Source organism: Acinetobacter sp. CIP 101966 (genome assembly GCF_000369725.1).
In the GTDB taxonomy this organism is placed as follows: Bacteria; Pseudomonadota; Gammaproteobacteria; order Pseudomonadales; family Moraxellaceae; genus Acinetobacter; species Acinetobacter lwoffii_Q.
In genome coordinates, this window is record NZ_KB850159.1 from 82849 (window position 1) to 108865 (window position 26017).

The window sequence follows — 26017 nt, forward strand, 5'->3', positions numbered from 1 at the left end:
AATGTACACATTTATCACCTGAGACAAAAACTGCATCCAGATTTAATTCAGACCATTCGTGGTGTGGGATATATTTTTAAACCGTTTGAGCAGCGTCATGTTTAGTCACAGCTTGAAATGGCGTTTGGTCATGAGTCTTTTGGCCGTGTTTATTGTGCTGTGGAGTGCAGTATTTTCATGGCTGTATATTGACCTGAAACAGCGTTTACAAGACACACTGGATCAACGCTTATCGGCATCTGCACAAATGGTTGCCCGGCTGATTCAGCAGTTACCGCTGGATAGTCTAGGGGATGCAACCTTATCCAAATTAGCCAAGAATGATGATGCAAACCAGTTAATTGCCTGTGAAGTTTCTCTTTTTAGCTCTGACATCTCGTTAGGTAATCAGGTGATTGCCAAAACACGCGGTGCCCCCCAAAATTTAAGCCAGCGACCAGAAGGATTCAGCACCTGGCAGCAGGGTGATACGGAATGGCGCAGTTATGTTCTGCGTCGTGGCGATATTCAGGTGGTGGCAGCAGAACGTATGTTCTTGAGGGATACCTTACTACAGCAGATTCTGCAGTCCGTACTGATTCCCTTGGTCTTCTCACTGCTGATCTGTATTGCCCTGATCATCTTTATTATCCGCAGACAGTTCCGGTCTTTGGATCAGCTCAGTCAATACCTGAACCAGAAAAACCTTAGCTATTCAGAGGTGGCAGATTTTTTAATGCAGCTCAAGCCTGCAAGTATTCCCCAAGAAGTACAGCCTTTTGTCAACAATTCCACGCAGTTGATTCAAAAACTCAATGACAGTCTGCAACAGGAGAAAGCCTTTAGTGCCTATGCTGCACATGAATTACGCAGTCCCCTGACTGCAATTAAAACCCATGTACAACTGGCCCAGCTGATCGGTCAGCAGCAGCACCTGCCTGAATCCATTCAGCATAATTTGCAGCAGGCCAATGAGAGTATCCGGCGTTATACGCTGTTACTCGAGCAGCTTTTATTACTGACCCAATCAGAAAACAGTATCCAGGCAATGCCTGAGGCCATCTGGCTTCGCCCCACACTTGAGAAAGTTCTTGCAGACTTAGGTACACGCTATCCAGAAATGAACAAAAAAATACAAGTAAACTGGGACAACTTGGGCGAAATTCAGCTGCCTGAATTTGTGCTGTATACCGTACTGAAAAATCTGCTTGAAAATGCCCTGCTGCATGCACAGGCTGCCCATATCTGGATTTCCATGCAGTCTGGTTGCCTAGTGATTGAAGATGATGGACAGCAACTGACAGCACAGGATATCCAACATTTAGGACAACGCTTCTGGCGCAAATCTGCTCAGCAGCACGGCCATGGTTTAGGACTGGCATTGACCGCTAACCTGTTAAAACAGTATGGCTATCAGCTCTCTTTCAATGCCCGACAGCCCTATGGGCTTCGCATTGAAATCAATTCAATACAATCGAAAACCCTAGAGATTTTTTGAAATAAAAATTCTTACTTTTCAACATCCAATAAAGATATCACCAATTCAAATCACTTCCTTTGTTTATACAAATAACTTTTTCTTCAACAAAAACCTTCTCTGTATTCTCAAGTTTATGATCAGGCGATCACAACGCACTTTTAATTTTTAGCATAGAAACAGGTATAAAAATAATAAGACCCCTCTATGAAAACAAAAATGCCAGAGAAAAAAGATCACTTGATGCAACTAGGCCTGTCACCAATTAGCTTAAAAAAATCTAATCTGTCCTCATTATTTTTTCATGACTAAACGCTATGCATTAAGAGATGATCAGTGGGAACAGATTAAGGATCTGTTGCCCGGACGAGCAAGTACTGTTTGAGTAACTGCCAAAGACAACAGGGTATTTGTTGAAGCAGTATTGTATCGGTATCGTTCAAGTATTCCGTAGTGAGATTTACCAGAATGCTTTGGGGATTTTAGAGTCGTGCACACTCGCTTTAGCCCTAAAAATCCAGGATAATCACCACCCCATAGTTCTGATTAATTTTTTAAAAATTTCCTTTCGATGGCCGGGCTTGCGCTAAACTCAAAGCATCTTATCGCACCGTAATGCACTGTTATGGAATTCAAGGCCTGGTATAAGCTTCGCAGATTTATTTATGACAATTTGCATAATGAAGAACACGAAAGCATCTTAAGTCGCGTCATCAATATATTTCTGATTATATTGATTATTGGGAATACTGCTGCCGTTTTACTTGAATCAATCAATGACCTCTATCAATCCTATCAGCTGCTGTTTGATGCCTTTGAATTATTCTCGATCTTTATTTTTACCCTGGAATATTTATTAAGATTTTGGGCCATTGCGGAAAAAGACCCCTTTGAAGGTGCATGGAAAAACCGATGGTTATGGATCCGTAGTGGCGGTGCCATCATTGACCTGTTGGCGATTCTCCCGGCCTATATTAACTTCTTTGTGCATCTCGATTTACGCTTCCTGCGAATCCTTCGATTATTCAGATTACTCAAATTAACCCGTTATTTCGTCTCCCTGCAGATTTTATTGCGGGTGATCAAGCGCGAAAAGGGCTCATTTCAGGCGGTTATTTTTATCCTGCTGATCATGATCATCATCGCGGCGGCTGGAGTATATGTGGTTGAAAATAAGGCTCAACCAGAAGTCTTTAGCTCCATCCCTGCATCCATGTGGTGGGCAGTGGTGACACTGACCACGGTCGGCTATGGCGATGTGACACCAATCACCCCCTTAGGCCGCTTTCTAGGGGCTTTAATTACTATTTTAGGGGTGGGTCTGGCAGCGCTTCCTGCGGGTATTCTGGCAAATGGTCTGGCCAATGAGCTGAGACAGCGCAAGCACAAACTGGAATTAAGATTTCGTGAACTGCTCGATGATGCAGAAATTGACTTAATTGAAGATCAAGAAAAAATTGAAATTTTACGTAAAGAAGTCGGACTGAGCAAAGAACAAATGCAGGATATCCTGTTAGAACTTATTCATGAGCGTAAGAAAGAACAACTCGAGCAGGAAAAAAACAAATATTTCTTCTGTCCACATTGTGGGCATAAGTTACCTGATTAAATTCGAACGTCAATGCAAGCGTATCATCACGAGCATCAGACCATCGGGTATGACGCTCGTTGCAGACAGATACTATTCACTCAATCCACTCGACTGAATCAGGATCAAATCCTCTCAGGCCAAAAATGCAGCGATGTCTTCCGCTACTGCCCGAGCTGTCCGGGAAACCCCGACCAGCGTGGCCGAAGCAGCACCGGTCCATTCTCCATAGCCCACCAGCCATAAATTTGGTACCTGAACAGAGCGGCCATTCTGAACCGCAATGGTCTGGTCCGGCTGGATAATTCCGAGGCTGCTGAGGTGATTCAGCGCCGCCTTAAATCCTGTACACCAGATCACCACATCCACATGCGCTGTGCTGCCATCTTCCCAAATCACGCCATGTTCTGTAAAAGCTGAAAATGGACGCCTGCTCTGCAAAATGCCTCGCTCACGTGCATCTTTAACTGAATCAATCATGACAATATCACCCAACCCCCCAATGGGCTGCTCAATCTTTCTACCTTCCTGCTGGGCTTTCAGGCGCTCAGTCGCCCTTAAGAACAGGACACGGCCATCGACATCATCTGCCAGAAACTGCGGCGGTGTCTGGGTGATCCAAAGCGTTTCGGCCACCTGAGATACTTCTGCCAAGATTTGTGCACCAGAGTTACCGCCACCCACCACCATGACTTTCTTGGTTTTAAATAACTCAGCATTTTTATAATCTGCGGAATGCAGTTGTACGCCCTGAAAATGCTCACGGCCGGCATACTCGGGAATAAATGGTTGGCTCCATGTCCCTGTAGCGCTTACCACCGCTTTGGCTTTCCAGGATTGTTCCCCGGCATAAACCTCTAAATACTGGCCCTTACTTTCCACGCGTTCCACACGCACCGGACGAACTACAGGAAAGTGATAGCGCTGCTCATAGGCGGTCAAATAATCGATCACCTCATTGCGGGTCGGATAGGTCTGTTCGGTCGCCGGCATCATCCAGCCTGACAGCGAACTCCAGCTATTCGGGGAGAAAAGACGCAAGGACTCCCAGGCATGCTGCCAGGCACCTCCAGGCTGAGGCTGATCATCCAGGATGATAAACGGAATGTTCTTGCGCTTTAAGAAATAAGCTGTGGACAAACCGGCCTGTCCACCACCGATGATGATCACATCAACTTCAGCTTGTAATTGAGCCAAAATATTCCCCCCCCTTCTTTATTGTCATCAAATAAAAACCCAGCCTGCTTATTAGACTGGGCGTATTTCATAAAATTTTCAAGCGTTTAAATTAGCCTTCCATTGCTCAAGATACTTTTCAGTCTCTCTGATCACCTAGAATTTATAAACTACGCTGATTTACCCGTTTGGAAAGCTCTTCAGCCGATTCCTTGCGTTCCGAATAACGGTTGGTCAAATAAGCACTTTGCCCACGGGTTAGTAAAGTAAACTTATACAGTTCTTCCATCACATCGACAATCCGGTCATAGAATGCCGATGGCTTCATTCGTCCATCTTCTTCAAATTCCAGGAATGCTTTTGGAATTGAAGACTGATTTGGAATCGTGATCATCCGCATCCAACGCCCCAAAACACGCATCTGGTTCAGACTGTTAAAGGACTGTGATCCCCCACTGACTTGCATCAAGGCAAGGGTTTTTCCTTGAGTGGCACGAATTGCACCCCCTGCCAGTGGAATCCAGTCAATCTGGGATTTAAAGATGGAACTCATAGAACCATGGCGTTCCGGTGAACACCACACCATGCCTTCAGCCCATGCCAGAAGCTCATGCAGTTCTTTTACTTTTGGATGTTCAGTATCAGCATCTTCCGGTAAAGGCAGTCCTTTGGGATGGAAGATTTTTACTTCAGCCCCAAAGTACTCAAGAATTCGACCGGCTTCAAGAACTGCAAGGCGACTGTAAGAACGTTCCCGATTAGACCCATAGAGCAGCAAAATCCGAGGAGGATGAGCTAGTTCTTTGGCTTGAACTTTTTCAAAGGTGGGTTGTTCAATAAGATTTAGATCTACGTTAGGCAGGTTCATCGTATCAAGCCTCTTTAAAATATTTCTTTCTTAGCCACAGTGAAACACTCACTAAAGCAATTAACACAGGTACTTCAACCAATGGTCCAATAATCGTGGTAAAAGCAACCGGCGAAGCAATACCAAAAGTTGCAATGGCGACTGCAAGTGATAATTCAAAATTATTTCCAGCCGCAGTAAATGAGATTGCAGCAGTTTTTGGATAATCATTGCCCATCCATTTACTCATAAAGAAGCTAATAAAGAACATGGCCACAAAGTAAATGATTAAAGGAATCGCAATGCGTAAAACTTCCAGTGGAAGACTCACAACATCACCCCCTTTTAAGCTAAACATCGCCAAAATCGTAAACAGCAAAGCCATTAAACTCAGCGGGCTGATTTTTGGAATGAACTTGGTTTGATACCATTCCACGCCTTTTTGTTTCACCAAAATTAAGCGCGTTAAGAAACCCAATAAGAACGGAATTCCAAGATAAACCAGAACAGCATGGGTAATGGTCCAGAAGCTAACATTGATCACTTGAGCTTCAATACCAAAATATGGCGGAAGGAAGGTCAGGAATAACCAGGCGTAGGTACTGAAGAATAAAATCTGGAAAATACTGTTAAACGCCACCAATGCTGCAACATATTGGTTATCACCACAGGCCAGACCATTCCACACCAATACCATGGCGATACATCGAGCTAAACCAATCAGGATCACGCCTGTCATATACTCTGGATAGCTATGCAAAAAAATCACAGCCAACGCAAACATCAGTACCGGAGCAATCAACCAGTTTTGAATTAAAGATAGCGTCAGGGTCTTTTTATCCTTAAACACTTGTGGCAAGGTCGCATAATCCACTTTTGCCAGGGGTGGATACATCATCAGAATCAGACCAATCGCGATTGGAATATTGACTGAATTAATACTGAATTGATCCAGAGCAACCGATGCTTGAGGAAAAAAGTTTCCTATTGCGATGCCTAACGCCATGGCAATAAAAATCCACAGCGTCAGGTTGCGATCTAAAAAGGACATGCGTTTTTCAGACATGTGACTTACTCAACATTCGAAATTTGATTAATCGCTGCAATCAATTGTGAGCGAGAAAGTTCATCTACGTTAAGTTTAAACAAAGCATCCAGGCGACGATTGATATGTTCAACAGTGTTCATAAAGGCTTGCATTTTTTCTTCTTTATCCACCTCTAAATGTGACGGATCAGACAGGCCCCAGTGCGCCTTGATCGCTCCGCCAAGATAAAGAGGACACGCTTCCTGTGCAGCCGCATCACAGACGGTAATCACCACGTCTGGCTGATACTGTTCACAGGCATCAATCGTCTTGCTGGATAAGCCTTTAGTCGACAAGCCCAGATTGTGCAGGGTTTCAAGCGTCAAGGGATGCACCTGACCGGAAGGTTTGCTGCCGGCACTGTAAGCGACCCAGCCTTCTGGCGCACGGCTATTGAACAACACTTCAGAGAGAATACTGCGGCAACTGTTCCCCGTGCATAAAAACAAAAATTTCATGAAAACTTACTCGCAATGGCTCTGAATCGATAGAGCGGAAGAATCAAATAAAACCGGAACCTCACTAGCTTTTAGCACGTCCAGAATTTCAAAACACCAGGCCGGCAATTGCTGATTAATGCTGTAGTACACCCACTGGCTTTGCCGGCGATCGTTGAGTAAACCACAAGAACGTAACAAGGCCAGATGACGTGAAATTTTCGGCTGGCTTAACTGCAGTTTATCGGTCAGATCACAGACGCATTGCTCTTTGTTTTGTGCAATTAGCAGGACAATACTGAGACGTGTTTCATCAGATAAACATTTAAAAAACTGAACGTGGTCCATAATTGCTCCCATTTTTTATGCAAATATACACATATCCATATATATGGTAAAGATGACCTGTCAAAAATGATATCCAGATCAGAATATGCCTACCAGAAAGCGCTCGCTTGAACAATTTCCCGCTTTTTCCGATATAGATCATCGTCAATGTGTTTTTCAGATAAAAAAGCTCCAATCAAGTTGAAGCTTTTTCGCATGGGGGGACACTTTATTTTACCCGATTGCCCTGTTCATCCACGATGATTTCACCGTCTTCTTTGGCAAAGGCTTTTAATTGTGGCAAAGGCAGAATATCCAGTACCACTTCCGATGGACGGCATAATCGGGTTCCAAACTCGGTAACCACCAACGGGCGATTGATCAGGATCGGATGTTGCAGCATGGTATCCAGCAGTTTCTCATCGCTCCAGCCGGCATCATCCAGATTCAGCTCGGTGTAGGGATCGACATTTTTACGGAGCACTTCACGAACCGTCAAACCGGCATCCCGAATCATGTTGACCAGCTGATCTTTCGAGGGTGGCGTAAGCAGATATTCGATCACTTCCGGCTCAATTCCCGCATTGCGAATTAACGCCAGCGTATTGCGTGAGGTGCCACAGGCCGGGTTATGATAAATTTGGACTTTTGGCATTTGATTCATGAGCTTCCCTCTTATCAATGAATCATAGCTTTATATATGAATATACGCATATTCGCAATATAAAATATATGTGCTTTATGAATACAATCTGAGATGGGGACTCCAAAACCATTGGAAACAGTTTCAAAATGAGGCTGTCTTATGTCTAGGATACTGGGAGCAGTCCAGTTGATCCGGATGCTTATTACGGAGACATGCAATCTGATGACATTATTATGGTTCGTTACGGTGATGATGCTACTTTCAAAAATTAGTTATTGAGACAAATGGAAAAAGATATCTTCAGGCTCTAAGTCCAGAGTTCAAGCCAAATATTATTAAGTTAAACAACCAATGTATATTTGTAGGTCAGGTAGTTAACTGTATACGCTATGTTTATCGAGCGAGAACAAGATTTAGAAAGAATTAACAAAAGCCAATATATTCAGCGTTGTCTAAATTGATAAAATCGCCGTTTTCTACAGAAAATTTAAGATTGTTAAGGATTGAAGTGAATATTCAAAATGATTTACCAGAACTAAGTAATTACAGTGAGTTAAGCAGTAAAGAGCAATTAACTATCCATCAAATGCTTATTTCGTACGTACGCTCAGATCACCTCTATAAGTTGTCATTAAAAAGTAAACATGTATTCTTTTCCGAATTGGTTTGATACTTTCTCCACCCATTGCTCTATTTTGTCAGCTGTCATGACTTGAAAATCTCGCCAATAATATTTCATCTGCTTCCATACCATCTCGATTCGATTTAACTCAGGGCTATAAGCTGGAATAAAATACAGATTCGTCGAAAAGTTAGTTTTAAGTAGCTCTCTGTAATCAGCCATCTTTTTACTTCTATGAATCGAGGCATTATCAACAATAAGAACCAATGGAAGGTTATACGTCTGTTTTACTTGTTGAGCTATTCCAGTTAAATAGGCATAAAACCAAGTGCTTGTCACTGACTCTTGTAAACAACTAGTCACCAGTTTCCCCGTTGAAAGCAAACACCCCATGACATTAACTCGTTTTAATCTTATTGCATCAACCGCATGAACATCACCTATCTTTGTCCACGCATAGCGGTTATCAGGTGTAGATGAAAATCCTGTTTCATCAACATAACCTAATATAATTTCACCACGTGCCGCTTGCTCTCGTAATTCTTCAATCTGCTGTGTTGCTTGTTCAAATGCAATCGGATCTCTTTTTTTTCAAGCTATGACGGGTACGCTTGAAGACCATACCTGAATCCCGTAAAAACTTACGAATGGTTTCAACAGACACGGACACTTCGTATTCTTCATGTAGTTTGACTCGGATTTGTTCTGCATTGAGTGGACTTGTATTGACCCAATCTAGGATTTTCGCCTGATAGTCTGAGATCAATGTATTGGGTCGACCTGAGCGATGACCTTCTTTAATCGATTCAAACTCATACAATTCCCAACGTCGGCGTTGTAGCCTTATGGTTTCTGGGATACGTTCTTGTAGAGTGGCAACTTCCGCAACACTTTTACCTTCGGAAAGCCAGAGAATAGTTTGGGCACGTTGCCTTTCACGCCAATGTTTTGCATGCTTGACCAGAAAAATGAGTCGTTCTCGCTGTTCTAAACTAAGTGGTACAGAAACAATTCTAGGCATGTGTGAACATCTGTTAACTAAAAAAACCTTTTCGCATCATTAGTTATTTTTGTCAACTTAATATTATCTTGACCCATAATGTTGAACCTTACGACTTAGTTAAACTTGTAAGTATTAGTTTTGAGAATAGAGATGCTGCTATCTGGGTTCATTTTGAAACTATTACAGCTGAGAGACTGACAATGCCTCTCGATTTTATTTCAAGAATAGAAGTATGTAATTACGAAGTTTTTTAAGACTAGAATCGAGTCCCCCTAGCGTGGGGATTTATGTTAAATAAGATCTAAGACAAAATAGAAATACTCTTGGTAACATACATAAGAAGCCAGCAGCTTTTGCAGCCATATAATTCTTGACCTTTTTATGGGAAATATGTGGTCTAAAAATTATCCCCGTAAAACATCATATAAATCCTATAATTATTAGAAACGATGACATGATTTTAATCTCTTATTTTTCTAAGTTCATATTAAACAATCCGATATGTACGAGTTCTCTTTTATAAGATTCTCTATATAATTCAAAGTTAAATAACAATAAACTTTATATTTTTTCTTATATGTGAAGCTTATCCCAAAAAATTTAAAGGAAACTATATACCAGCTCTTATAAGATTGTCCCCCCCAATGCGTACAATGAAGATAAACTGTTGAATGATTTGGATAAATCACTAAATTAATATAAATATTATTATAATATAAAGGGTTAGACACTTTTCCTTTCGACTTTACAATTTCCTTTCGTTGTTAATAATTAAGATACATTTAAAATGCTTCTTTAGAACTATAATTTTGAAAATTTTTTGGTAGCTTCGATTCATTATGACTTTTTATATATTTCTAATACTTATGAATATCGCAGCTATAATGGCAGTGATTGCATTTTTTCATAAGTAATAAGAAAATTACATCTTGGTATTTCTAACCGCAGGCTAATTTTAAATTTCATTATAAAAATAAATTTCTTTAAGTATTATTTTTAGTATAAATTTCACACATTTCTATATAATACCTATTTTAGGCTCCCGTTTATAAGAATTACTCATATATTGGGTATTTCGCATATATATTCTTACTGTTGCAGTAGGTTCACTTCATGAATAATATTAACTTTAATAACTTTGAAGAAGCTGGCCAAGCCATTTTAAAATTCTTATCTCAACGCTTTGGCTTCAAATTGTGGATGATTACTCGTACTAAGGGTGACGACTGGATTGTATTATTGAGTGAAGATAATGGCTATAACGTTAAGCCTGGACAAGTATTTCATTGGGCAGACTCATTCTGCTCACACATGGTACAAAGTAATATGCCTCGTATTGCTCCCTATTCACCTGATATTCAAGTTTACGCAGATGCACCTATAAATCACCTAGTCTCAATTAAAGCCTATATCGGCCAACCTCTGTATAAAGAAGATGGCTCTCTTTTTGGCACTCTATGTGCAATTGATCCCGAACCTCAACCTAAAATTCTTGTTGAAGATGCTCCATTATTCGAGTTGATAGCAAAGGTACTCAGTTATACGATTCAAGCTGATATGAAAGCTGCTGAGTACATACGTAAAGCTGAGCGTTTTGAAATAGAAGCAATGTCCGACCCAATGACTGAACCGTACCGGGTTTGTCGGAGAGTCAATATTCTGAGAGACTATCCCGATGACAAAATTAAAATATACCCCTGAAATCAGAGAAAGAGCGGTTCAATTATTGATTGAATCTGAAAAAGATTATCCTTCTACTTGGGCTGCAATCACAGCAATTGCGCCTAAGATTGGTTGTACTCCTGAAACACTTCGTGCCTGGCATCAAAAGCATTTAGATCAGCAAAATCCTATTAAAGTACAACAGATATCTGATCAAGAAAAAATGAAGCAAATGGAACGTGAAATTAAAGAATTAAAGCGTGCCAATGAAATTCTACGTAAAGCAGCCGCTTTTTTCGCCCAGGCGGAGCTCGACCGCCCACACAAATAATGGTGGATTTCATCCATAACAATAAAGACTTATATGGTGTTGATGCGATTTGTAGGATTTTACCGATCGCAGCTTCAACCTATTACCGGACTCTAGATCTCTGCGAAAATCCAGAACATCGAGCAAAGCGAGATTTACATGATGAGCATCATGCTGAACAAATTAAACGAATTTGGAAGGAAAGTTCAGGTCGATATGGTGTACGTAAAGTCTGGCAAAAACTGAAACGTGAAGGCTATATTATTGCACGCTGTACTGTTGCTCGATTAATGAAAAAGCTAGGTATACAAGGTGTTTGGCGAGGTAAGAACAAACAAACCACCCGTAGCCGAGATGACCAAAAACGAGCAGATGATTTAGTGAAACGTAATTTTAGTGCTGATCGACCTGACCAATTATGGGTCAGTGACTTTACGTATATTCAAACTCATTCAGGCTGGGTCTATACCGCCTTTATTATTGATGTGTTCTCACGAGCAATTGTTGGATGGAAGGTATCGACACGCATGAATACAGATATGGTACTCGATGCACTTGAGCAAGCATTGCACGATCGAGGCATGCCAAAGAATGTGATTCATCATTCCGATAGAGGTGTTCAATATCTTTCTATTCGCTATACCAATCGTTTAGAAGCTGCAAATTTACGAGCATCAGTCGGTACAACTGGTGATTCATACGATAATGCTCTGGCTGAAACGGTGAATGGCTTATACAAAACAGAGGTGATTGAATATTTAAAAGCAGATTGGCAAGGTTTAGCAGATGTACAACTTGCGACACTAAACTGGGTAGATTGGTTCAATAAAAAGCGTGTACACAGTGCACTGGGTTATGTATCGCCTTTTGAGTTTGAAGCAATGTACTATGATAAGATTAACCCGTTAGGTCAGGTGGCCTAACTTAAATAAAAAAGTCTCCGACAAACCCGGTACGGTTCAGACTGGACTTTTCAATCGTCGTGCTTGGGATGAGCTTATTATCAAAGAGGAAGAGCGCTGTAAGCGTTATGGTCACCCTACTGCTATTCTTATGATAGACCTTAATGATCTTAAGATCACAAATGATACTCTGGGTCATGCTGCAGGTGATGAGCTCATTCAAAGAATGGCTTTAGCTCTCAAAAACACGGTACGTAGTAATGATATTATCGCTCGCTTAGGGGGTGATGAGTTTGCTGTGATGACCATTGAAACTAACTTAGAGCATGCGAAGAAGCTTGCATCAAGAATTCAAAATACTTTTACAAAAGTTGGAATTAGTGCTGCAATTGGCTTTGCAATGCGTAATCCAACCTTTGGGTTAGCTGAAGCTATCAAAGAAGCAGATGCAAAGATGTATCAGAATAAAGTTATGGTCAAATCGAGTAGCCATTAATTAAACTACTTACCCGATGCAGTCTTTGTATCTGGTAAGGCCTTATCTACAATCTGAAGATGTACTATTGAAATAATTCAATATAACCGAAAACCCTAGAGATTTTTTTGAAATAAAAACTATTATTTTTCATATCATTAAGAGCTTTAATCCGTTTTAATTCTGCACTTAGCCCTATCAAAATTGCGACTTTTCCAACAAAAATCCTGCAGTTTATTCCCAGGTTTTTGATCAAACGGTTAGGATCAACAATTTACTTTTATCATGAAGACTGATTATAAAAATAATAAAAGTCCATGCCAAAAAACCTTAAGTTCGCCAGCGAGCGCCGTAGTGACCAACGTAAAAAAGTCATACAAGCCGAAATGCTGCAGGCCCAAACATTTATACAGATCTATCTGCTCTTACCTTTCTTCTTTAAGGCATATCAGCATCAGCAACATCTTACGATGCGCAAACCCTAGAAGATGTCATCTAGCATGAAGCAAGCGCTGTGCGTGATAAAAAATTGACTGAACCTACACTGCGAATCTGCCTGTGGCTGATCAGCCTATTCCAGCCGAGTACAACGCAAGTGCAGCACTTCAATCAATTTATTAATTTGCGGCACTTTGAGCTGAAATATTTAAGCTAAATGTCATGAATAGACATATCTGCCAGTACACCAAACTTTTCATCAAACGGCGCTAATTGTTCTTTGACGTATTTGGATCCGCGAAGTTTACGGCCATGCTCATCATAGTATTTATGAAAAAGTGTTTTGAAGGGATAGTACTGTTTTATGCTCAAGTCTTCCGCCATCTGATTGACCTTCGCTTCAAGCATCTTTTGAGCTACCCCTTGCTCACATTCTTTTGCGGTATCATGAGTTGCTGAAGAACGTTTTCCATTGATCATTAGTTCAATGTAGTAGGCCGAACCGCGCTTTCTGGGCTTGGGTAATTTCATGACGTAATTTCCAAAATTCTTGACGTAAACTTGACGTAAATTTAACGGCAATAACTGCATAAAATACGGGTTTTGCAGATAGTGCGGATAACGGCTCACTTTACTCAAGGCATTAAAAAAGGGCTTTAAGCTACTGTTTTCGCTTAAAACCCTTATAACATAACGTTTAGAATCTTGGTAGGTATATCCTCTACCGTAGCAACATTTAATCCAATGATTTTAAATAAATTTTTCTACAAATCAAATTTAGTGATACACGAGGTGATACAAGAAAATATATGCTTTTTATTGTAATTTTTTGTAAAAATTAAATGTGTTGACACTAAATTCAATAACCCTTCCCTCTACAAGAAAATCAATTTTTTATTGAACTATACGATGAGGTGTTCCCAAATATCTTTATTGAACTTTTACAATACAGAGCTTCTTGGTGAAGGAGGAACCGACATCTATATAATAACAATTATCGACTTTAATTGGCTCTTTCACAATGGTGTGACCTAGATAAATTTCATCAATATTCTCGACACTATCATAGTGAGCTGATTGTTGGCGAATACGTCCTCTCCCCCATAATGCATTACTATAAGCAGAAGTGATTCCTGAAATCTTATAGTCACCTTGCAGAATGTCTTTCTTAAAGGCATTCCAATCATGTATATCAATATCAGCATGTACCACGCCAATTTTTTTATTTTTTAATTGAACTTCTATAACCAAAGGTAATTGTTGAAAACGAGTACTAATCTCAGATTGCCTTGTTAAACTGAGTTGATAAAACCATTGCCCTCCATTTCGCGCATGAATATCTTTTATTTTGTGATCAACTGGCGCTCGTATACACATCTCTTCATGGTTACCACGTACTGTAGAAAACCAAGGCTCATCAAGTAACCCAATACACTCCAAGTTTTCATTCCCTCGATCTACAAGGTCACCCGTACAAATGAGCAAATCATTTTGAAAGTCAAAATTGATTTTCTTGAGTTCTTGCATTAACAAACTAAGGCAACCATGTAAGTCACCTACAACATATATAGCTGAGAATTGTTGACCATCTATACTTTTAACAACTTCCACCATAGTGCATTACCTTTACTGTGAAGGCTTTAAATCAATCTTCCAACGAATAAAGCCTGATAACATAATAAAAGCAAGCTTAACTGTTTAATCGTACTCTATTTTTGAGATTACTGATTTATGACTATTGAATTTATTAACGAGAAAATATCTTTCTCGCCCGTTAATCCCCCCATAAATAACTGAAGTTAAAAGTAGAGATTAAGTAGCCATTCGAGGTGGCTTTCCTATATTTACTTGATGTGTTCTTTCATAATTATAATTCCACAAATATCAGTAGATATTATCATTGGTTAAGATAATCTATCGAAATGTTAAATTAAAAAATTCAAAGGAATAGGCTGTCGATAATGTCTACAAGCAACTAAAAATATAGGATCTAAATTGTTTCTCAAAAGTGAAAAATCTTTCAAATGTTCATTTTTAGACAACATGAATTGAACCTCTTTGAGAAATTCAGAAATTGTATTTTGAGTTGGTACACTTGACCAACAAGCTCCATGCAGTCGAGCAGAGGATCTCAACATGATATTTTCTGATTTTTCTCTTGGAAACCAAAATTGGAGATTACAATGAGAAAGCTTTTCCTTTTGTATTTCTTGAATTATTTTAAAAGATGATTCATCCTCAAAAATAGCAGAAATTAAAGTTAAAGTTGGAAGCATTAAGCTACCAGATGTTGCCTCTTTAAAATAACTGTCATCATGTTGTGATGAATGATTCAACAACTTATCAAAATCTTCATATATAACAGGATATAAATAGTTTATACCATATGATGTTTTTAATGCATTTATTAAATTCTTTATATAAATTTTAATAAAATCAATATGATTTTCTTCATTACTTAGATTAAATGCTAGAATAAATAGTGAAATTTCTATAATTTGCGAATCTTTTAGTGGTGAACCGTACCGGGTTTGTCGGAGACTTTTTTATTTAAGTTAGGCCACCTGACCTAACGGATTAATTTTATCATAGTACATTGCTTCAAAATCAAAAGGTGGCACATAACCTAGTGCACTATGTACACGCTCTTTATTGAACCAATCTACCCAATTTAATGTCGCAAGTTGTACATCCGCTAAACCTTGCCAATCTGCTTTTAAATATTCAATCACCTCTGTTTTGTATAAGCCATTCACTGTTTCAGCCAAAGCATTATCGTATGAATCACCGGTCGTACCGACTGATGCTCGTAAATTTGCTGCTTCTAAACGATTGGTATAACGAATGGAAAGATATTGCACACCTCTGTCACTATGATGAATCACGTTCTTTGGCATGCCTCGATCATGCAATGCTTGCTCCAGTGCATCGAGCACCATGTCTGTATTCATCCGTGTTGATACTTTCCATCCAACAATTGCTCGCGAGAACACATCAATAATAAAGGCGGTATAGACCCAGCCTGAATTTGTTTGAATATACGTAAAGTCAGCGACCCACAGCTGGTCAGGGTGATCAGCACTAAAATTGCGTTTCACCAAGTCATCTGCTCGTTTTTGATCATCTCGGCTATGGGTAGTTTGTTTATTCTTACCTCGCCAAACACCTTGTATACCTAGCTTTTGCATCAATCGAGCAACTGTACAGCGTGCAATAATATAGCCTTCACGTTTCAGTTTTTGCCAAACTTTACGTACACCATATCGACCTGAACTTTCCTTCCAAATTCGTTTAATTTGTTCAGCATGATGCAAGTCATGTAGATCTCGCTTTGCTCGATGTTCTGGGTTTTCGCAGAGATCTAGAGTCCGGTAATAGGTTGAGGGTGCGATCGGTAAAATTCTACAAATCGCCTCGACTCCGTACAGCTCTTTATTATTATGGATAAAATCCACCATTATTTGTGTGGGCGGTCGAGCTCCGCCTGGGCGAAAAAAGCGGCTGCTTTACGTAGAATCTCATTGGCGCGTTGCAGTTCTTTATTTTCGCGTTCGAGTTGTTTGATACGTTCTTGGTCTGAAAGCTGCTGTACTTTAACTGGATTTAGTTTATCTAAATATTTTTGATACCAAACACGTAGTGTTTCAGGAGTACAACCTATCTTGGGAGCAATAGCGGTGATCGCAGCCCAATTCGATGGATAATCTTTTTCAGATTCAATCAATAATTGAACCGCTCTTTCTCTGATTTCAGGGGTATATTTTAATTTTGTCATCGGGATAGTCTCTCAGAATATTGACTCTCCGACAAACCCGGTACGGTTCATGGTGTAAAAAGAATTGAGTTATTCAATATTAATGATTGCAATACATCAAGATGATTACAAAGCTTGTCAGTTAATTTCTGTTTAAGATCAGTTTCACTCTCATTCTGTATATCTGAATATAACCAATATGCATAAACGGAAAATCTACTCAAAATATCAAATAGTTTTATATTCGTATTTGCATGGCTACCATAATGTGCATTAGCGGATATTGCATATAGTTTGTCGCAATAAGGCTTAAATTTATCTATAAAATTTTCAGTAATTTGTCTATAAACTCTAACTATATTTTCAAAAGAAATTTTCACCTCTTTAGCTTCTTTATTTTTATTCGGATAAATATCTTTTACAATCAACCAAGATATAAAGAGAGCTTTTTCAGAACATTGATAGACACTTTCTAAATTATCTAAGTTTCGTGACCATGAGTATAGAACCCATAAGCTAAGGTTTATCAAGCGAATTTTACGTAAAATACTCAGTTCTGATTCTTCAATAAGTTGTAACAGAGAGTGGAAATATTGAATAGAAGCCTCAGGCTCTTCTATCATTGCAATCGAACGCCTTAATTCTTCGCGAAAACCAACTGGTAAAAGAGATTCTTTGAGTAAATGTTTAATAATTAATTCAGCTATTTTATCTCCATTCCATTCTTCGAATGAGATATGCTCAGTTGTTTTTTGACTGGTGTAGCTTGAAACATTTTCTCTAACTTGCTCTAAGATATTTCCCCCAAAGCATAGGCATATCACAACCTTTTTATTTTTATGTTCTTGAGGAATTCTATTGGGTATATATACATCAATAATTTCTTCAATTGATGGTCTTAGAGCTTGGTCGCTTTCACCATTCCAATGTGTCCGGTTTAAGTCCCCATCTTTTACTGAAAATAAAAAGACCGTATCTTCCTGCTTAGTATTTTTACCTACCGCCATTATGTCTACACCATTTTGACGTGTTCCTCTTTGAGGCAAAGATGTTACAATCATTCCCATTTCTGTTAATAGGTCAGGTAGGAGAGCATCTAATTCATTACGCTCTTTTAATGATCTTAAATATTCTTTCAATATTAATTTCATTTTTCCATACCCTCATTCATAAAAATTCGTCTTTGATATTCTGATAATATTGGGTCAGTAAATTGTTGTAGAGGTAAAGTCATCTTATAAGAAAAAGAACTGAGTGTATTTTCTTGAAGAATTGTCTCATTGTTTCCAATATTCGCAATGTGGATATGAGTTTCACCATATAACATAATTCTTTTTGTAAATAGATCAGCAAATACTGACTGGGCATCGGCTGATTTATTAATTTTTTCATTTTCATGATGTCTTTGATATTGAATTAGTCTGGAGTATTCTAAGGGGCATGCTAACTCTTTTAAATCATTTGCTTGTTTTATATCTTTATAAATAGCTTCATGTTGGATTTTTAATTTTATAATTTTATTTTTCGTTTCTTCCTCAGTGTAATTCTTTAAGTCAAAAAAGAAGGCAACGTGCTGAGGTTCATAATTGATAAGTACATGTTGAAAAACTAAATCTAAAATTTGCAGAACTATTTCTGTCTTTTTTATGTAATTTATAATGTTGATAATGAAGTTAAGAATGAGCTCTTCAAATATATGAACCCATCCAATGACTTTTTTTACTAAAAAAATAGAATCTTCTTCTTTGAAATTATCGGCCCATGAAATATCTACGTGCAATGACTTAATTTGATGAGATGTAATTAAATTCGATGCAGATTCCCATAAATTTTGCTTTTTGGAGAGAAACCATCGTGTAACTATTTTATTCAGTAGTTCTGAATTTTCACAAATGTCATAAGTATGAAAATCTCTTATGGAAATATTTTCGTGTTTAAGTAAGAGTTGTTCAATAACCCCTATTAACTCTCTAAGATCTTCGTCAGTGTTTTGATTTGACACAGTCAATCCTAGATTATCGCAGATTTGATGAGAAATATTTTCTGCATTGATGATAATTTGATAAAAATATTGTTTTAAGCTTTTTGATACTCTAGTTCCTTCAATAAATAATAAATTGGCAACTTTTTCTGCAATATCAATAGGACTAACCTTACTAAGAATTAGCTCTATTATAGGAATGACATGATTTTCTAGAGTGTTGTGTTGCAAAAAAATGGAAGTAATAATTTCTATAATTTTGGAAAATTGAGTGCTATTTAACTGATTTTTGTCTATTAAATCATTTATTTTATCTAATATTTGATGCGCATCAGTAGGTGAAGAATATTCTAAGCATCCAACAGCATTTAATAATGAATCTATATTTTTTTCCTCGAGATCAAAGTAATTCAACATAAAGGGCGAATTCAAACATGAGGTGCGACAGTTTGAAAAGTCTTATGATAATCAACAAGCTGAGCAAATTTCTCTAATGGTGTAAGCCAATCTAACGCTTTTCTAGGACGAGTATTCAGTGACATGGCAACTTGATTTAAATAATGCTGATCTGCCTGATTTAAATCAATCCCTTTAGGTAAATATTGCCTAATTAAACCATTCATATTTTCGCATGTGCCTTTTTGCCAGGGTGAATGTGGGTCACAGAAATATACATCTATGCCTAAATCTTCTTCAAGTATTTTATGTTCTGCCATCTCGCGTCCACGGTCATAGGTCAACGTTTTACGCAGTTCTGCAGGTAAATATTTCAGAGCTTCAGTTAAAGCCTTGCGCACTGATTCTGCCTTTGCATCAGGTAATGTTGCCAAGATACAGAGCCGTGTATTTCGTTCAATAAGTGTTGCTATCGAACTTTTATTGTCTTTACCTTTAATTAAATCAGCTTCCCAATGACCCGGTATTTTTCTTTCTTGAACTTCGGCTGGGCGCTCATGAATAGTTTTAATATCCTGTAATATAGAATCTTTTTTAGGTTCACCGTTAGCTTTTCGCTTTTTATTTTCATGACGCAGACAGGATAATAAGTCTTTTTTCAACTCACCCTTTGGTAATGCTCGTATCGTTGAATAAATCGTTGTATGGCTTACATTCATTGTTTGATCCAAATCAGGAAATGTCTTTAAACGCTTTGCTATTTGCTGAGGAGACCATAAACAACGGATCGCTTCAACAATAAATTTCCAGAGGATTGAATCGATTTTGAGTTTTCTGTGACCACGTCTACGTCTAGCGAAGGTGTTATCAGAAGCATATTGAGCTTGATAAACGTCATTGATGCTATTTCTTTTAAGCTCACGATAGATCGTACTAGGATGTCTTTTAATGAGTTCAGCAAATTTTCTGGCTGAAAAGCCTTCTTTTCTTGACTCAAGCATTAATGCAGTACGATCTTCAAAGTTAAGATGATGGTATGACAATTTTATATACTCCATAAACCCTTTAAATTAATTAGGTGGTTTATGTCGCACTTCAAGTTTTACTCTGCCGATCTTAACTCTGTGAGTAATGTAACTACTTGCTTAGATAGTGGAACTTGATGTTCCTGACGTGTTTTGGTCATTTCTGCAGGTTTGGTCCATAAGGCTTTTTTAAAATCGAATTGCTCCCACTTTGCCATCCTTAACTCACCTGGACGTGGGAATAGTATAATAAGCAACTCAAGACCAATGCCGATGGCGCGCTTTTTATTATTACGAATTTTCTTAAGTAAAGCTGGTAATTCATCAACAGTCACGAAATTCATGTTCCCTGACTCGTAGGCATCTAGATGTTTGCTCATGCCTGCTATTGGATTTGAATTTATCTTGCCTTTAAACTTTGCCCAGTCATAGCAACCACGTACGTATGAAACCAATTTCTCAATCTGAGTATGAATACCTAAAGTACGTTGTAGTCCTTGGAAAAAATCAAACCACTCTTTTGGTGTAATCTCTTTGTAATTACCTTGACCAAACACTGGAATAATGTGCTTCTCAATAGATTTTTGAGCTTTCGTGTATGTTGCCTCACCCCACTTACTTGATTTAGTGTCCAGCCACTCTCTCATTAGGTTTTCAAAGTAAAAGCTTTCAAGCTCTTTTCGTTCCTCGAGCAGTACTTTCTTCGACTTCAGACTTTCACCTTTAGAAAGAGTTGAAGTAAATTCTCGTGCTTTTTGACGAGCAAGTTGAGCACTCACTTGAGGATAAGCACCTAAGCCCATCCAAGCCCATTTACCTTCAGAATTCTTGTAACGATACTGCCAATTTTTAACACCTGATTTTTTGACTAAAAAATATAAGCCCGCACCGTCCAGTTCACGATAGTCTTTTTCTTCAGATTCTAAGGATGCTAAGGTTTTTTCACTAAGCGGTCTTTTCTTTATATCTTTCCGTAACATGTATTACACCTTGTATCACCGAGTTAGATTATTAAACAGTGATACACGTGGTGATACAAATAGGGCTGTACTATACAGATCCATATAAATGCATAGAACATAAAAAAAGCCCCTAAATTATTGAATTTAGGGGCTTTTAGTGACTATATATGTACATATAAATACATCTATAATCGAATCTTGGTAGGTATAAGCAGACTCGAACTGCTGACCTCTACGATGTCAACGTAGCGCTCTAACCAACTGAGCTATACACCTAGAATGCTTGGCATATTATAAATTTTTCCGACCGAAAACAAGCCTTTTCATTTAGTTTTTAAAACGTCCGCGCAAGTTTTAAGCAAATCCTTGAATTTTTTCAATTCTTGTTCAGTTATTGGGGTTCCCGAATAAAGATTTTTTTCAAAAACCTGTATAGCTTGAATAAAGGCAGTCTGGTTTTCAATCTGAACCTGTTGAGATAAACGCTGCATCCAGTGATGAAAAGTTTCTGCAGGCTGTTTTTTGAGATGATCAGTTAGAGATTGATTCAGCTGTTGAATCGCACGATCAAATGGAGATTGCGCCTGTCGGGCTTTTAGATAAATTCTGAAGATATAGGCCAAAATCAATAGTGCAATACTGCCCAGTAAAATTATGACACTCGAATAAACTGAACCGAGTCCTAATTTTGATAACCAGCTCTGTTGTGATTCTGCATTATAACCCACCACCTTACTTTGCCATTGGTAGCTGGCATAATCGCTCCAAACACGTAGTTTGGTGATCCATAGATTATGCTGCGAGTTCCAGATCGACTGATTTGCCGATACCCATGCATCCTGAGAAAGCAGATTTTGCATACCATCATCTATACGCTGTGGAGTGATCATTGCGGTTGGATCAAAGCGTTGCCATTTCTGGTCAATCCAGACTTCTGTCCAGGCGTGCGCATCGAGCTGCCGGACTTCCCAGCTCATGCGATCTGGTGCCAACTCCCCCCCCTGATAGCCGGTGACCACCCGTGCAGGAATCCCGACATAACGCATCAACATCACGAAACTCGAGGCATAGTGTTCACAAAAGCCTTGCCGGGAATTAAACAGGAACTCATCAATCCGGTTTTGTCCTAATTGGCCCGGCTTTAAGGTATAAACAAAATTATTCTGCTGATACCAGTTCAAGACTTTCTGTACATAACGCCGAGGATCTTCTGCACTTTGCGTATAGAGACGTTGTGCTAATTGTTGCGCTCGCGGGTCAAGTCGGCGCTGCACCTGAGTATTCGTTCGCTCGATATATTGCGTTGGCAAAGCCTGAGGATCATATGCTGTCCCGACCCACTGTAACGAAATCGGTTCAACACGTTGCGTGAGCCGTCTCGGTACAATGCTCCAATCCTGACGGTTATAATAACGGCGTTCCACAGGTATCGATTTTTCCAACCCCATGATCCAGAACACCGAAGGATCCGCAGCCAGATATTGGTAGTTCCAGCCTGTAGGTACGGGTGAGGTATCCATCGGTTGTCGCATTAAAGGCTGCTGATTGACGAAACTGCTGGTCCAGCGTTGCCCGTCATATTCATCTAGCACCAAGGCTCGCCAATAGAGTTCTGAGCGCGGCGGAAGCTTGCTGACATCACCAATAATCCGGAAAGCCAGTGAACTAGATTGGGATAATTCGGCAATATCCCCAGGTGACATACTGTCGCCAATGCCGGTCACGCCTTTATTTTCAGGAATGGGAATATGCCAAAGTGGCGGCAAGCGCGGAAAGAAAATAAATAGCAAAATGAAAAATGGAACGGCGTACAAGATAAACTTGCCCACATGCTTGGCATCCTGTTGCAATGCTGCGCGCTGAGTGATCTGCTCCTGTTCAAACTCACTGGTTTGAATCCGGTACAGGCCAATCAGACAGCTGATTAAACACAGCACAATCACGATCGCCATCCCAAAAGATTGGCTATATAGGAATGAGCTGGCAGCAACAAACAGGGCAAAATTAAACAGAATAATCAGGTCACGTTTATTTTTACTTTCCAGTGATTTAGCAAATAAAAAAGTAGATAAAACTGCTACCCCAGCCTCAACACCGATAAAACTATGATGGCTCAAATAAATACTGCCGAGTGCCAACGCCGTCAGCAGAAAAGTGCCCGTTTTTGGAAATGGCTGCTGACGTTTCAGAAAAATCCAGATACACACAATACTAATCGCAAAAATAATACTGAGTAGAACTGGAATAAATGCCATCTGAGCGATGAGAATCAGGCCCAAAGTCAGCACAATCGAGGTCCGGATTTTTGCATTGATCATGAATTTACCCGCCTTAGGCCTGCGCCAACAATTGTTTGGCTTTCCGCAGTTGTTCTTCACCTGCGCCCTGAGGCAATTCGGCCTGTGGCAAATGCAGACTATACGCACATTGCTGCTGTTCGCATTGCTCGACCAGACCCATCACAAATTCAAGTTTTTCTTCATGTGACTGACTCGGCATATGTGCATAATGAATCTCGATACTGTGTTCATCCTGATATTGCTCAAAGACTTTGATATACAAGCCTTGTCCACGCGCAAACTGCTTCCAGGACACCGCCTGCAAGGAATCGCCTGACTGGTAATTGCGCAATTCACGAAACTCATCCATATCCGGTTCAAAACGGTTGAAATGATATTTATTTTCTGTGCTAAAAACCTCAGCTTTAGGCGCGATCCAAGCCGAATGCTGATGATAAAGATAGGTCCAGGCTCGAACTAAACCAAAGGGATAAACCGAATAAATCTGAATCACCGGGTAATCAAACTTGCCACGTTGCTCTGCATAAAATGGCAGAATAAATTGCTGCTTTGCTGCATTCAGATAAACTTTCGCTAGCTGATTCCCTGCTTTGATATACAAATAACGGGGGCGAAGTTGCTGTTGTTGAAAATAAAGATGCAGATTCAGGCTATGACCGACCTGCCCCACATCATCTGCGATCAACTCAATTTTCAGGTCATGCAATTGCTTAAAAGTCAGATAAAAACTGATACACAGCACCGCACTGATTAAAAAGCAGAAACCTAAAATCAGGTTATTGGCATAGTTCACCCCAGCCACAAAGGTGATGAAGATCAAGACCAGATACAGATAGCCCTGTTGATAAATAAATACCAAGACATCTTTCTGCGAGAGCTGTTTCTGCTGTGAAAATTGAAAGCGTTTGGCCAGCCATTTTTGCCAGGTTTTATCCAAGAGAGGACTCCTTTAGCTGACCGCAACCTGTTGTATGACATTAAAAGTTTCAGCTTCACTCAACCCCAGACGATGCGAAGTCACCGCGACAAATACAGCCTGCACATCATCTGGTGTGACAAAAGCACGTTGCTGAATCAAAGCATACGCTTGTGCTGCGCGCTTCAAGGCCAGAAGGCCACGCGTAGAAAGTCCATGACGGCTTTTACGGGTTTCTTCTGCCAGATCAAGCAAATATTCCTGAATCGCTTCACTGATAAATATCTGATGCGTCAGACTTTGCAGATCCAGAATTTCATCTTCGGTAAAAATATGCGCCAGACTTGCAATCAGGGCAAAACGGGATTCCTGCTGTAATAACAGTTTTTCTGCATGGCGTGATGGATACCCCAAAGATAAACGCATCAGGAAACGGTCTAGCTGGGATTCCGGCAAAGCGTAAGTACCACTTTGGAATAGCGGGTTTTGTGTCGCAATCACCCAGAAAGGTTTCGGTAAGGCATAGCGTACGCCATCAATGGTGGCATAGCCTTCTTCCATGGCTTCGAGTAAGGCACTTTGGGTTTTGGGACTACAACGGTTGATTTCATCTGCCAGTAAAATCTGAGTAAAAATCGGGCCTTGTTTAAACTCGAACTGATGTTCTTTCTGGTTAAACATGTTAATACCGATGACATCACTGGCCAGCATGTCATTGGTAAATTGGATCCGCTGGAACTTTAACCCAGCCAGATGTGCCAGACTGCTGGCTAATGTAGTTTTACCCAATCCGGGTAAATCTTCAAATAAGACATGTCCGCCTGCAATCAAACAACAGAGTGCCAGTGTGGTCTGGGCCTGCTTATCCAACACAATGGCATTAACTTCTTCAAAAAAACGCTGGATCTTGGGTGCATAACTTGCAATTTTTTGTTCAAGCACAGTATTGATGTGTGCAATGTCGTTATTTTCCTTTTGTTTCATGCCCCAGATCACAATAATTTCCTTAATAAAACATGGCCTAAGATTAACATACACTGAAATTTAAATTTTCCCAAAAGATCAATCATCTGTCTGTGTAACTGAATAAATACACTCACTAGAAAATACCGGAATAGATAGAACACACAGAAATGAGATCTAGAAAATAAAAATGACCGCTACAGAAAAAGATGTTTTTGAATCAAATATCAAAATACTTATAGGACTTTGCCGTCTCTTGAAAAGACTTATAAATAAAAATTCATACTTAAAAGGTATATAAACCCAGATCATTTTTTCGATTTTTATAATTTTTTTTGGAAATAGCTCAACTCATGCAATCAGGGTTATTAGATGGCCTATTCTTTTAGAGAAAAAAAGCGCCCCGAAAGGCGCTTGCTGTTACTTAACCATTAACATGGACATTTCTTCATACCACTACCCGCGGATGGATAACGCGAATCTACACAATGGCGATAGAAAGTCTTAGGATCCATGGGTTCCAGATCCGGGTGATGCTTGCGCATATGCTCCACATAGGTCTGATAATCTGGCACACCGACCATCAAACGGAAACTTTGCTGCAAACGTTGCCACAGGGTTGCAATCCGTGACCAGTTTTTCGGGTTCAGGATCAAATCCTTCTGCGACATCACGGTCATTTTGATGATTTTATAAATCATCGTTTTCCCGCTTTTGGCAAACTTCAGATTCATAATATTCTCC

The 26017-nt window shown here is 39.5% G+C and carries 24 protein-coding genes, 1 tRNA gene, 5 pseudogenes and 2 other annotated features; of the genes and pseudogenes, 9 read left to right on the top strand and 21 right to left on the bottom strand.

Features of this window, described 5'->3' with window-relative positions; genetic code table 11:
- From F891_RS17190 to F891_RS03215, 4 genes and pseudogenes are all read left to right on the top strand, one after another.
- Window positions 1-105 (top strand): annotated as a pseudogene (locus F891_RS17190) (winged helix-turn-helix domain-containing protein); the annotation flags it as partial.
- Window positions 98-1477, top strand: a complete 1380-nt coding sequence (locus F891_RS03210; protein ID WP_004730032.1) for a sensor histidine kinase — start codon at window positions 98-100, stop codon at window positions 1475-1477. The pseudogene F891_RS17190 and the gene F891_RS03210, both read left to right, overlap by 8 nt.
- A gap of 283 nt (window positions 1478-1760) precedes the next feature.
- A pseudogene (locus tag F891_RS18535) lies at window positions 1761-1907 on the top strand (IS5/IS1182 family transposase); the annotation flags it as partial.
- 174 nt (window positions 1908-2081) lie between these two features.
- Window positions 2082-3065 carry a potassium channel family protein gene (locus F891_RS03215; protein ID WP_004280160.1) on the top strand — a complete coding sequence of 328 codons (984 nt, stop codon included), beginning with the start codon at window positions 2082-2084 and terminating at the stop codon, window positions 3063-3065.
- A gap of 114 nt (window positions 3066-3179) precedes the next feature.
- Here the strand turns inward: F891_RS03215 and F891_RS03220 are convergent, their stop codons facing one another.
- The 6 genes from F891_RS03220 to arsC form a co-directional block, all read right to left on the bottom strand.
- Complete coding sequence (locus F891_RS03220; RefSeq protein WP_004646562.1) at window positions 3180-4241, bottom strand: ArsO family NAD(P)H-dependent flavin-containing monooxygenase; 1062 nt, start codon at window positions 4239-4241, stop codon at window positions 3180-3182.
- Window positions 4242-4383: 142 nt separating this feature from the next.
- Window positions 4384-5088, bottom strand: a complete 705-nt coding sequence (arsH, locus tag F891_RS03225; RefSeq protein ID WP_005262099.1) for an arsenical resistance protein ArsH — start codon at window positions 5086-5088, stop codon at window positions 4384-4386.
- 4 nt (window positions 5089-5092) lie between these two features.
- On the bottom strand, window positions 5093-6133 hold the full coding sequence (gene arsB / locus F891_RS03230) for an ACR3 family arsenite efflux transporter (protein WP_004730035.1): 1041 nt from the start codon (window positions 6131-6133) through the stop codon (window positions 5093-5095).
- A gap of 5 nt (window positions 6134-6138) precedes the next feature.
- Complete coding sequence (locus tag F891_RS03235; RefSeq protein WP_005262102.1) at window positions 6139-6612, bottom strand: arsenate reductase ArsC; 474 nt, start codon at window positions 6610-6612, stop codon at window positions 6139-6141.
- 6 nt (window positions 6613-6618) lie between these two features.
- Window positions 6619-6939, bottom strand: coding sequence for a metalloregulator ArsR/SmtB family transcription factor (locus F891_RS03240; protein WP_004646559.1), 321 nt, complete (start codon window positions 6937-6939; stop codon window positions 6619-6621).
- Between the two features lie 208 nt (window positions 6940-7147).
- On the bottom strand, window positions 7148-7582 hold the full coding sequence (gene arsC / locus F891_RS03245) for an arsenate reductase (glutaredoxin) (protein ID WP_005262104.1): 435 nt from the start codon (window positions 7580-7582) through the stop codon (window positions 7148-7150).
- 167 nt (window positions 7583-7749) lie between these two features.
- Here arsC and F891_RS18255 point away from each other — a divergent pair.
- Window positions 7750-7991, top strand: a pseudogene (locus F891_RS18255) (S24 family peptidase); the annotation flags it as partial.
- Window positions 7992-8195: 204 nt separating this feature from the next.
- On the opposite strand, the gene F891_RS03250 reads toward F891_RS18255, so the two are convergent.
- Together F891_RS03250 and F891_RS03255 are read right to left on the bottom strand one after the other, a co-directional pair.
- Window positions 8196-8762: an IS630 family transposase gene (locus F891_RS03250; RefSeq protein WP_108675453.1), complete on the bottom strand. Its 567-nt coding sequence runs from the start codon at window positions 8760-8762 to the stop codon at window positions 8196-8198.
- A complete protein-coding gene (locus tag F891_RS03255) occupies window positions 8752-9207 on the bottom strand; it encodes a helix-turn-helix domain-containing protein (protein WP_004647755.1) in 456 nt (151 codons plus the stop codon). Before F891_RS03255 ends, F891_RS03250 begins: the two co-directional genes overlap by 11 nt.
- 35 nt (window positions 9208-9242) lie before the next feature.
- Here F891_RS03255 and F891_RS18260 point away from each other — a divergent pair, with 35 nt between their 5' ends.
- The 4 genes and pseudogenes from F891_RS18260 to F891_RS03275 all read left to right on the top strand — a co-directional run.
- Window positions 9243-9443: a hypothetical protein gene (locus tag F891_RS18260; RefSeq protein WP_081401685.1), complete on the top strand. Its 201-nt coding sequence runs from the start codon at window positions 9243-9245 to the stop codon at window positions 9441-9443.
- A gap of 859 nt (window positions 9444-10302) precedes the next feature.
- Window positions 10303-10815, top strand: a pseudogene (locus tag F891_RS03260) (GAF domain-containing protein); the annotation flags it as partial.
- Between the two features lie 49 nt (window positions 10816-10864).
- A protein-coding gene (locus F891_RS03270) for an IS3 family transposase (RefSeq protein WP_121980446.1) occupies window positions 10865-12084 on the top strand; the annotation gives its coding sequence in 2 pieces (ribosomal slippage) (window positions 10865-11141 and window positions 11141-12084; 1221 coding nt in all).
- Window positions 11140-11256 (top strand) — a sequence feature (AL1L pseudoknot). It overlaps the preceding gene by 117 nt.
- A gap of 40 nt (window positions 12085-12124) precedes the next feature.
- Window positions 12125-12559: pseudogene (locus tag F891_RS03275) on the top strand (GGDEF domain-containing protein); the annotation flags it as partial.
- 630 nt (window positions 12560-13189) lie between these two features.
- On the opposite strand, the gene F891_RS03280 reads toward F891_RS03275, so the two are convergent.
- The 13 genes from F891_RS03280 to F891_RS03345 form a co-directional block, all read right to left on the bottom strand.
- Window positions 13190-13606 (bottom strand): hypothetical protein, encoded by a 417-nt coding sequence (locus F891_RS03280; protein WP_228129142.1) that lies wholly within the window; start codon window positions 13604-13606, stop codon window positions 13190-13192.
- Between the two features lie 300 nt (window positions 13607-13906).
- Window positions 13907-14590 (bottom strand): metallophosphoesterase, encoded by a 684-nt coding sequence (locus F891_RS03285; RefSeq protein ID WP_005262112.1) that lies wholly within the window; start codon window positions 14588-14590, stop codon window positions 13907-13909.
- A 311-nt stretch (window positions 14591-14901) separates the two neighbouring features.
- Window positions 14902-15315, bottom strand: coding sequence for a hypothetical protein (locus F891_RS03290; protein ID WP_228129143.1), 414 nt, complete (start codon window positions 15313-15315; stop codon window positions 14902-14904).
- A 216-nt stretch (window positions 15316-15531) separates the two neighbouring features.
- A protein-coding gene (locus tag F891_RS03295; protein WP_148335363.1) for an IS3 family transposase occupies window positions 15532-16751 on the bottom strand; the annotation gives its coding sequence in 2 pieces (ribosomal slippage) (window positions 15532-16475 and window positions 16475-16751; 1221 coding nt in all).
- Window positions 16360-16476: a sequence feature (AL1L pseudoknot), on the bottom strand. (Overlaps the previous gene by 117 nt.)
- 47 nt (window positions 16752-16798) lie before the next feature.
- On the bottom strand, window positions 16799-17881 hold the full coding sequence (locus tag F891_RS03305) for a hypothetical protein (protein ID WP_005262116.1): 1083 nt from the start codon (window positions 17879-17881) through the stop codon (window positions 16799-16801).
- On the bottom strand, window positions 17878-19128 hold the full coding sequence (locus F891_RS03310) for a hypothetical protein (RefSeq protein WP_005262117.1): 1251 nt from the start codon (window positions 19126-19128) through the stop codon (window positions 17878-17880). The genes F891_RS03305 and F891_RS03310 overlap by 4 nt, the downstream gene beginning before the upstream one ends.
- An 11-nt stretch (window positions 19129-19139) precedes the next feature.
- Window positions 19140-20108 (bottom strand): IS30 family transposase, encoded by a 969-nt coding sequence (locus tag F891_RS03315; RefSeq protein ID WP_081398964.1) that lies wholly within the window; start codon window positions 20106-20108, stop codon window positions 19140-19142.
- 101 nt (window positions 20109-20209) lie between these two features.
- Window positions 20210-21112, bottom strand: coding sequence for a tyrosine-type recombinase/integrase (locus F891_RS03320; RefSeq protein ID WP_005262118.1), 903 nt, complete (start codon window positions 21110-21112; stop codon window positions 20210-20212).
- 181 nt (window positions 21113-21293) lie between these two features.
- Window positions 21294-21370: transfer RNA gene (locus tag F891_RS03325), tRNA-Val, on the bottom strand.
- 47 nt (window positions 21371-21417) lie between these two features.
- Window positions 21418-23412 (bottom strand): transglutaminase TgpA family protein, encoded by a 1995-nt coding sequence (locus F891_RS03330; RefSeq protein WP_005262119.1) that lies wholly within the window; start codon window positions 23410-23412, stop codon window positions 21418-21420.
- A 13-nt stretch (window positions 23413-23425) separates the two neighbouring features.
- Window positions 23426-24331, bottom strand: a complete 906-nt coding sequence (locus tag F891_RS03335) for a DUF58 domain-containing protein (protein ID WP_005262120.1) — start codon at window positions 24329-24331, stop codon at window positions 23426-23428.
- A 12-nt stretch (window positions 24332-24343) separates the two neighbouring features.
- Complete coding sequence (locus F891_RS03340; protein WP_005262121.1) at window positions 24344-25306, bottom strand: AAA family ATPase; 963 nt, start codon at window positions 25304-25306, stop codon at window positions 24344-24346.
- Window positions 25307-25704: 398 nt separating this feature from the next.
- On the bottom strand, window positions 25705-26010 hold the full coding sequence (locus tag F891_RS03345) for a YbdD/YjiX family protein (RefSeq protein WP_171057013.1): 306 nt from the start codon (window positions 26008-26010) through the stop codon (window positions 25705-25707).
- Window positions 26011-26017: the final 7 nt, after the last annotated feature.

Excerpts from the sequence above, each read along its gene's own strand:
- F891_RS03210 (WP_004730032.1), top strand. The coding sequence starts at position 98 with ATGTTTAGTCACAGCTTGAAATGGCGTTTGGTCATGAGTCTTTTGGCC.
- F891_RS03215 (WP_004280160.1), top strand. The coding sequence starts at position 2,082 with ATGGAATTCAAGGCCTGGTATAAGCTTCGCAGATTTATTTATGACAAT.
- arsH (WP_005262099.1), bottom strand. The coding sequence starts at position 5,088 with ATGAACCTGCCTAACGTAGATCTAAATCTTATTGAACAACCCACCTTT.
- arsB (WP_004730035.1), bottom strand. The coding sequence starts at position 6,133 with ATGTCTGAAAAACGCATGTCCTTTTTAGATCGCAACCTGACGCTGTGG.
- F891_RS03235 (WP_005262102.1), bottom strand. The coding sequence starts at position 6,612 with ATGAAATTTTTGTTTTTATGCACGGGGAACAGTTGCCGCAGTATTCTC.
- F891_RS03240 (WP_004646559.1), bottom strand. The coding sequence starts at position 6,939 with ATGGACCACGTTCAGTTTTTTAAATGTTTATCTGATGAAACACGTCTC.
- arsC (WP_005262104.1), bottom strand. The coding sequence starts at position 7,582 with ATGAATCAAATGCCAAAAGTCCAAATTTATCATAACCCGGCCTGTGGC.
- F891_RS03255 (WP_004647755.1), bottom strand. The coding sequence starts at position 9,207 with ATGCCTAGAATTGTTTCTGTACCACTTAGTTTAGAACAGCGAGAACGA.
- F891_RS03285 (WP_005262112.1), bottom strand. The coding sequence starts at position 14,590 with ATGGTGGAAGTTGTTAAAAGTATAGATGGTCAACAATTCTCAGCTATA.
- F891_RS03305 (WP_005262116.1), bottom strand. The coding sequence starts at position 17,881 with ATGAAATTAATATTGAAAGAATATTTAAGATCATTAAAAGAGCGTAAT.
- F891_RS03310 (WP_005262117.1), bottom strand. The coding sequence starts at position 19,128 with ATGTTGAATTACTTTGATCTCGAGGAAAAAAATATAGATTCATTATTA.
- F891_RS03315 (WP_081398964.1), bottom strand. The coding sequence starts at position 20,108 with ATGCTTGAGTCAAGAAAAGAAGGCTTTTCAGCCAGAAAATTTGCTGAA.
- F891_RS03320 (WP_005262118.1), bottom strand. The coding sequence starts at position 21,112 with ATGTTACGGAAAGATATAAAGAAAAGACCGCTTAGTGAAAAAACCTTA.
- F891_RS03330 (WP_005262119.1), bottom strand. The coding sequence starts at position 23,412 with ATGATCAATGCAAAAATCCGGACCTCGATTGTGCTGACTTTGGGCCTG.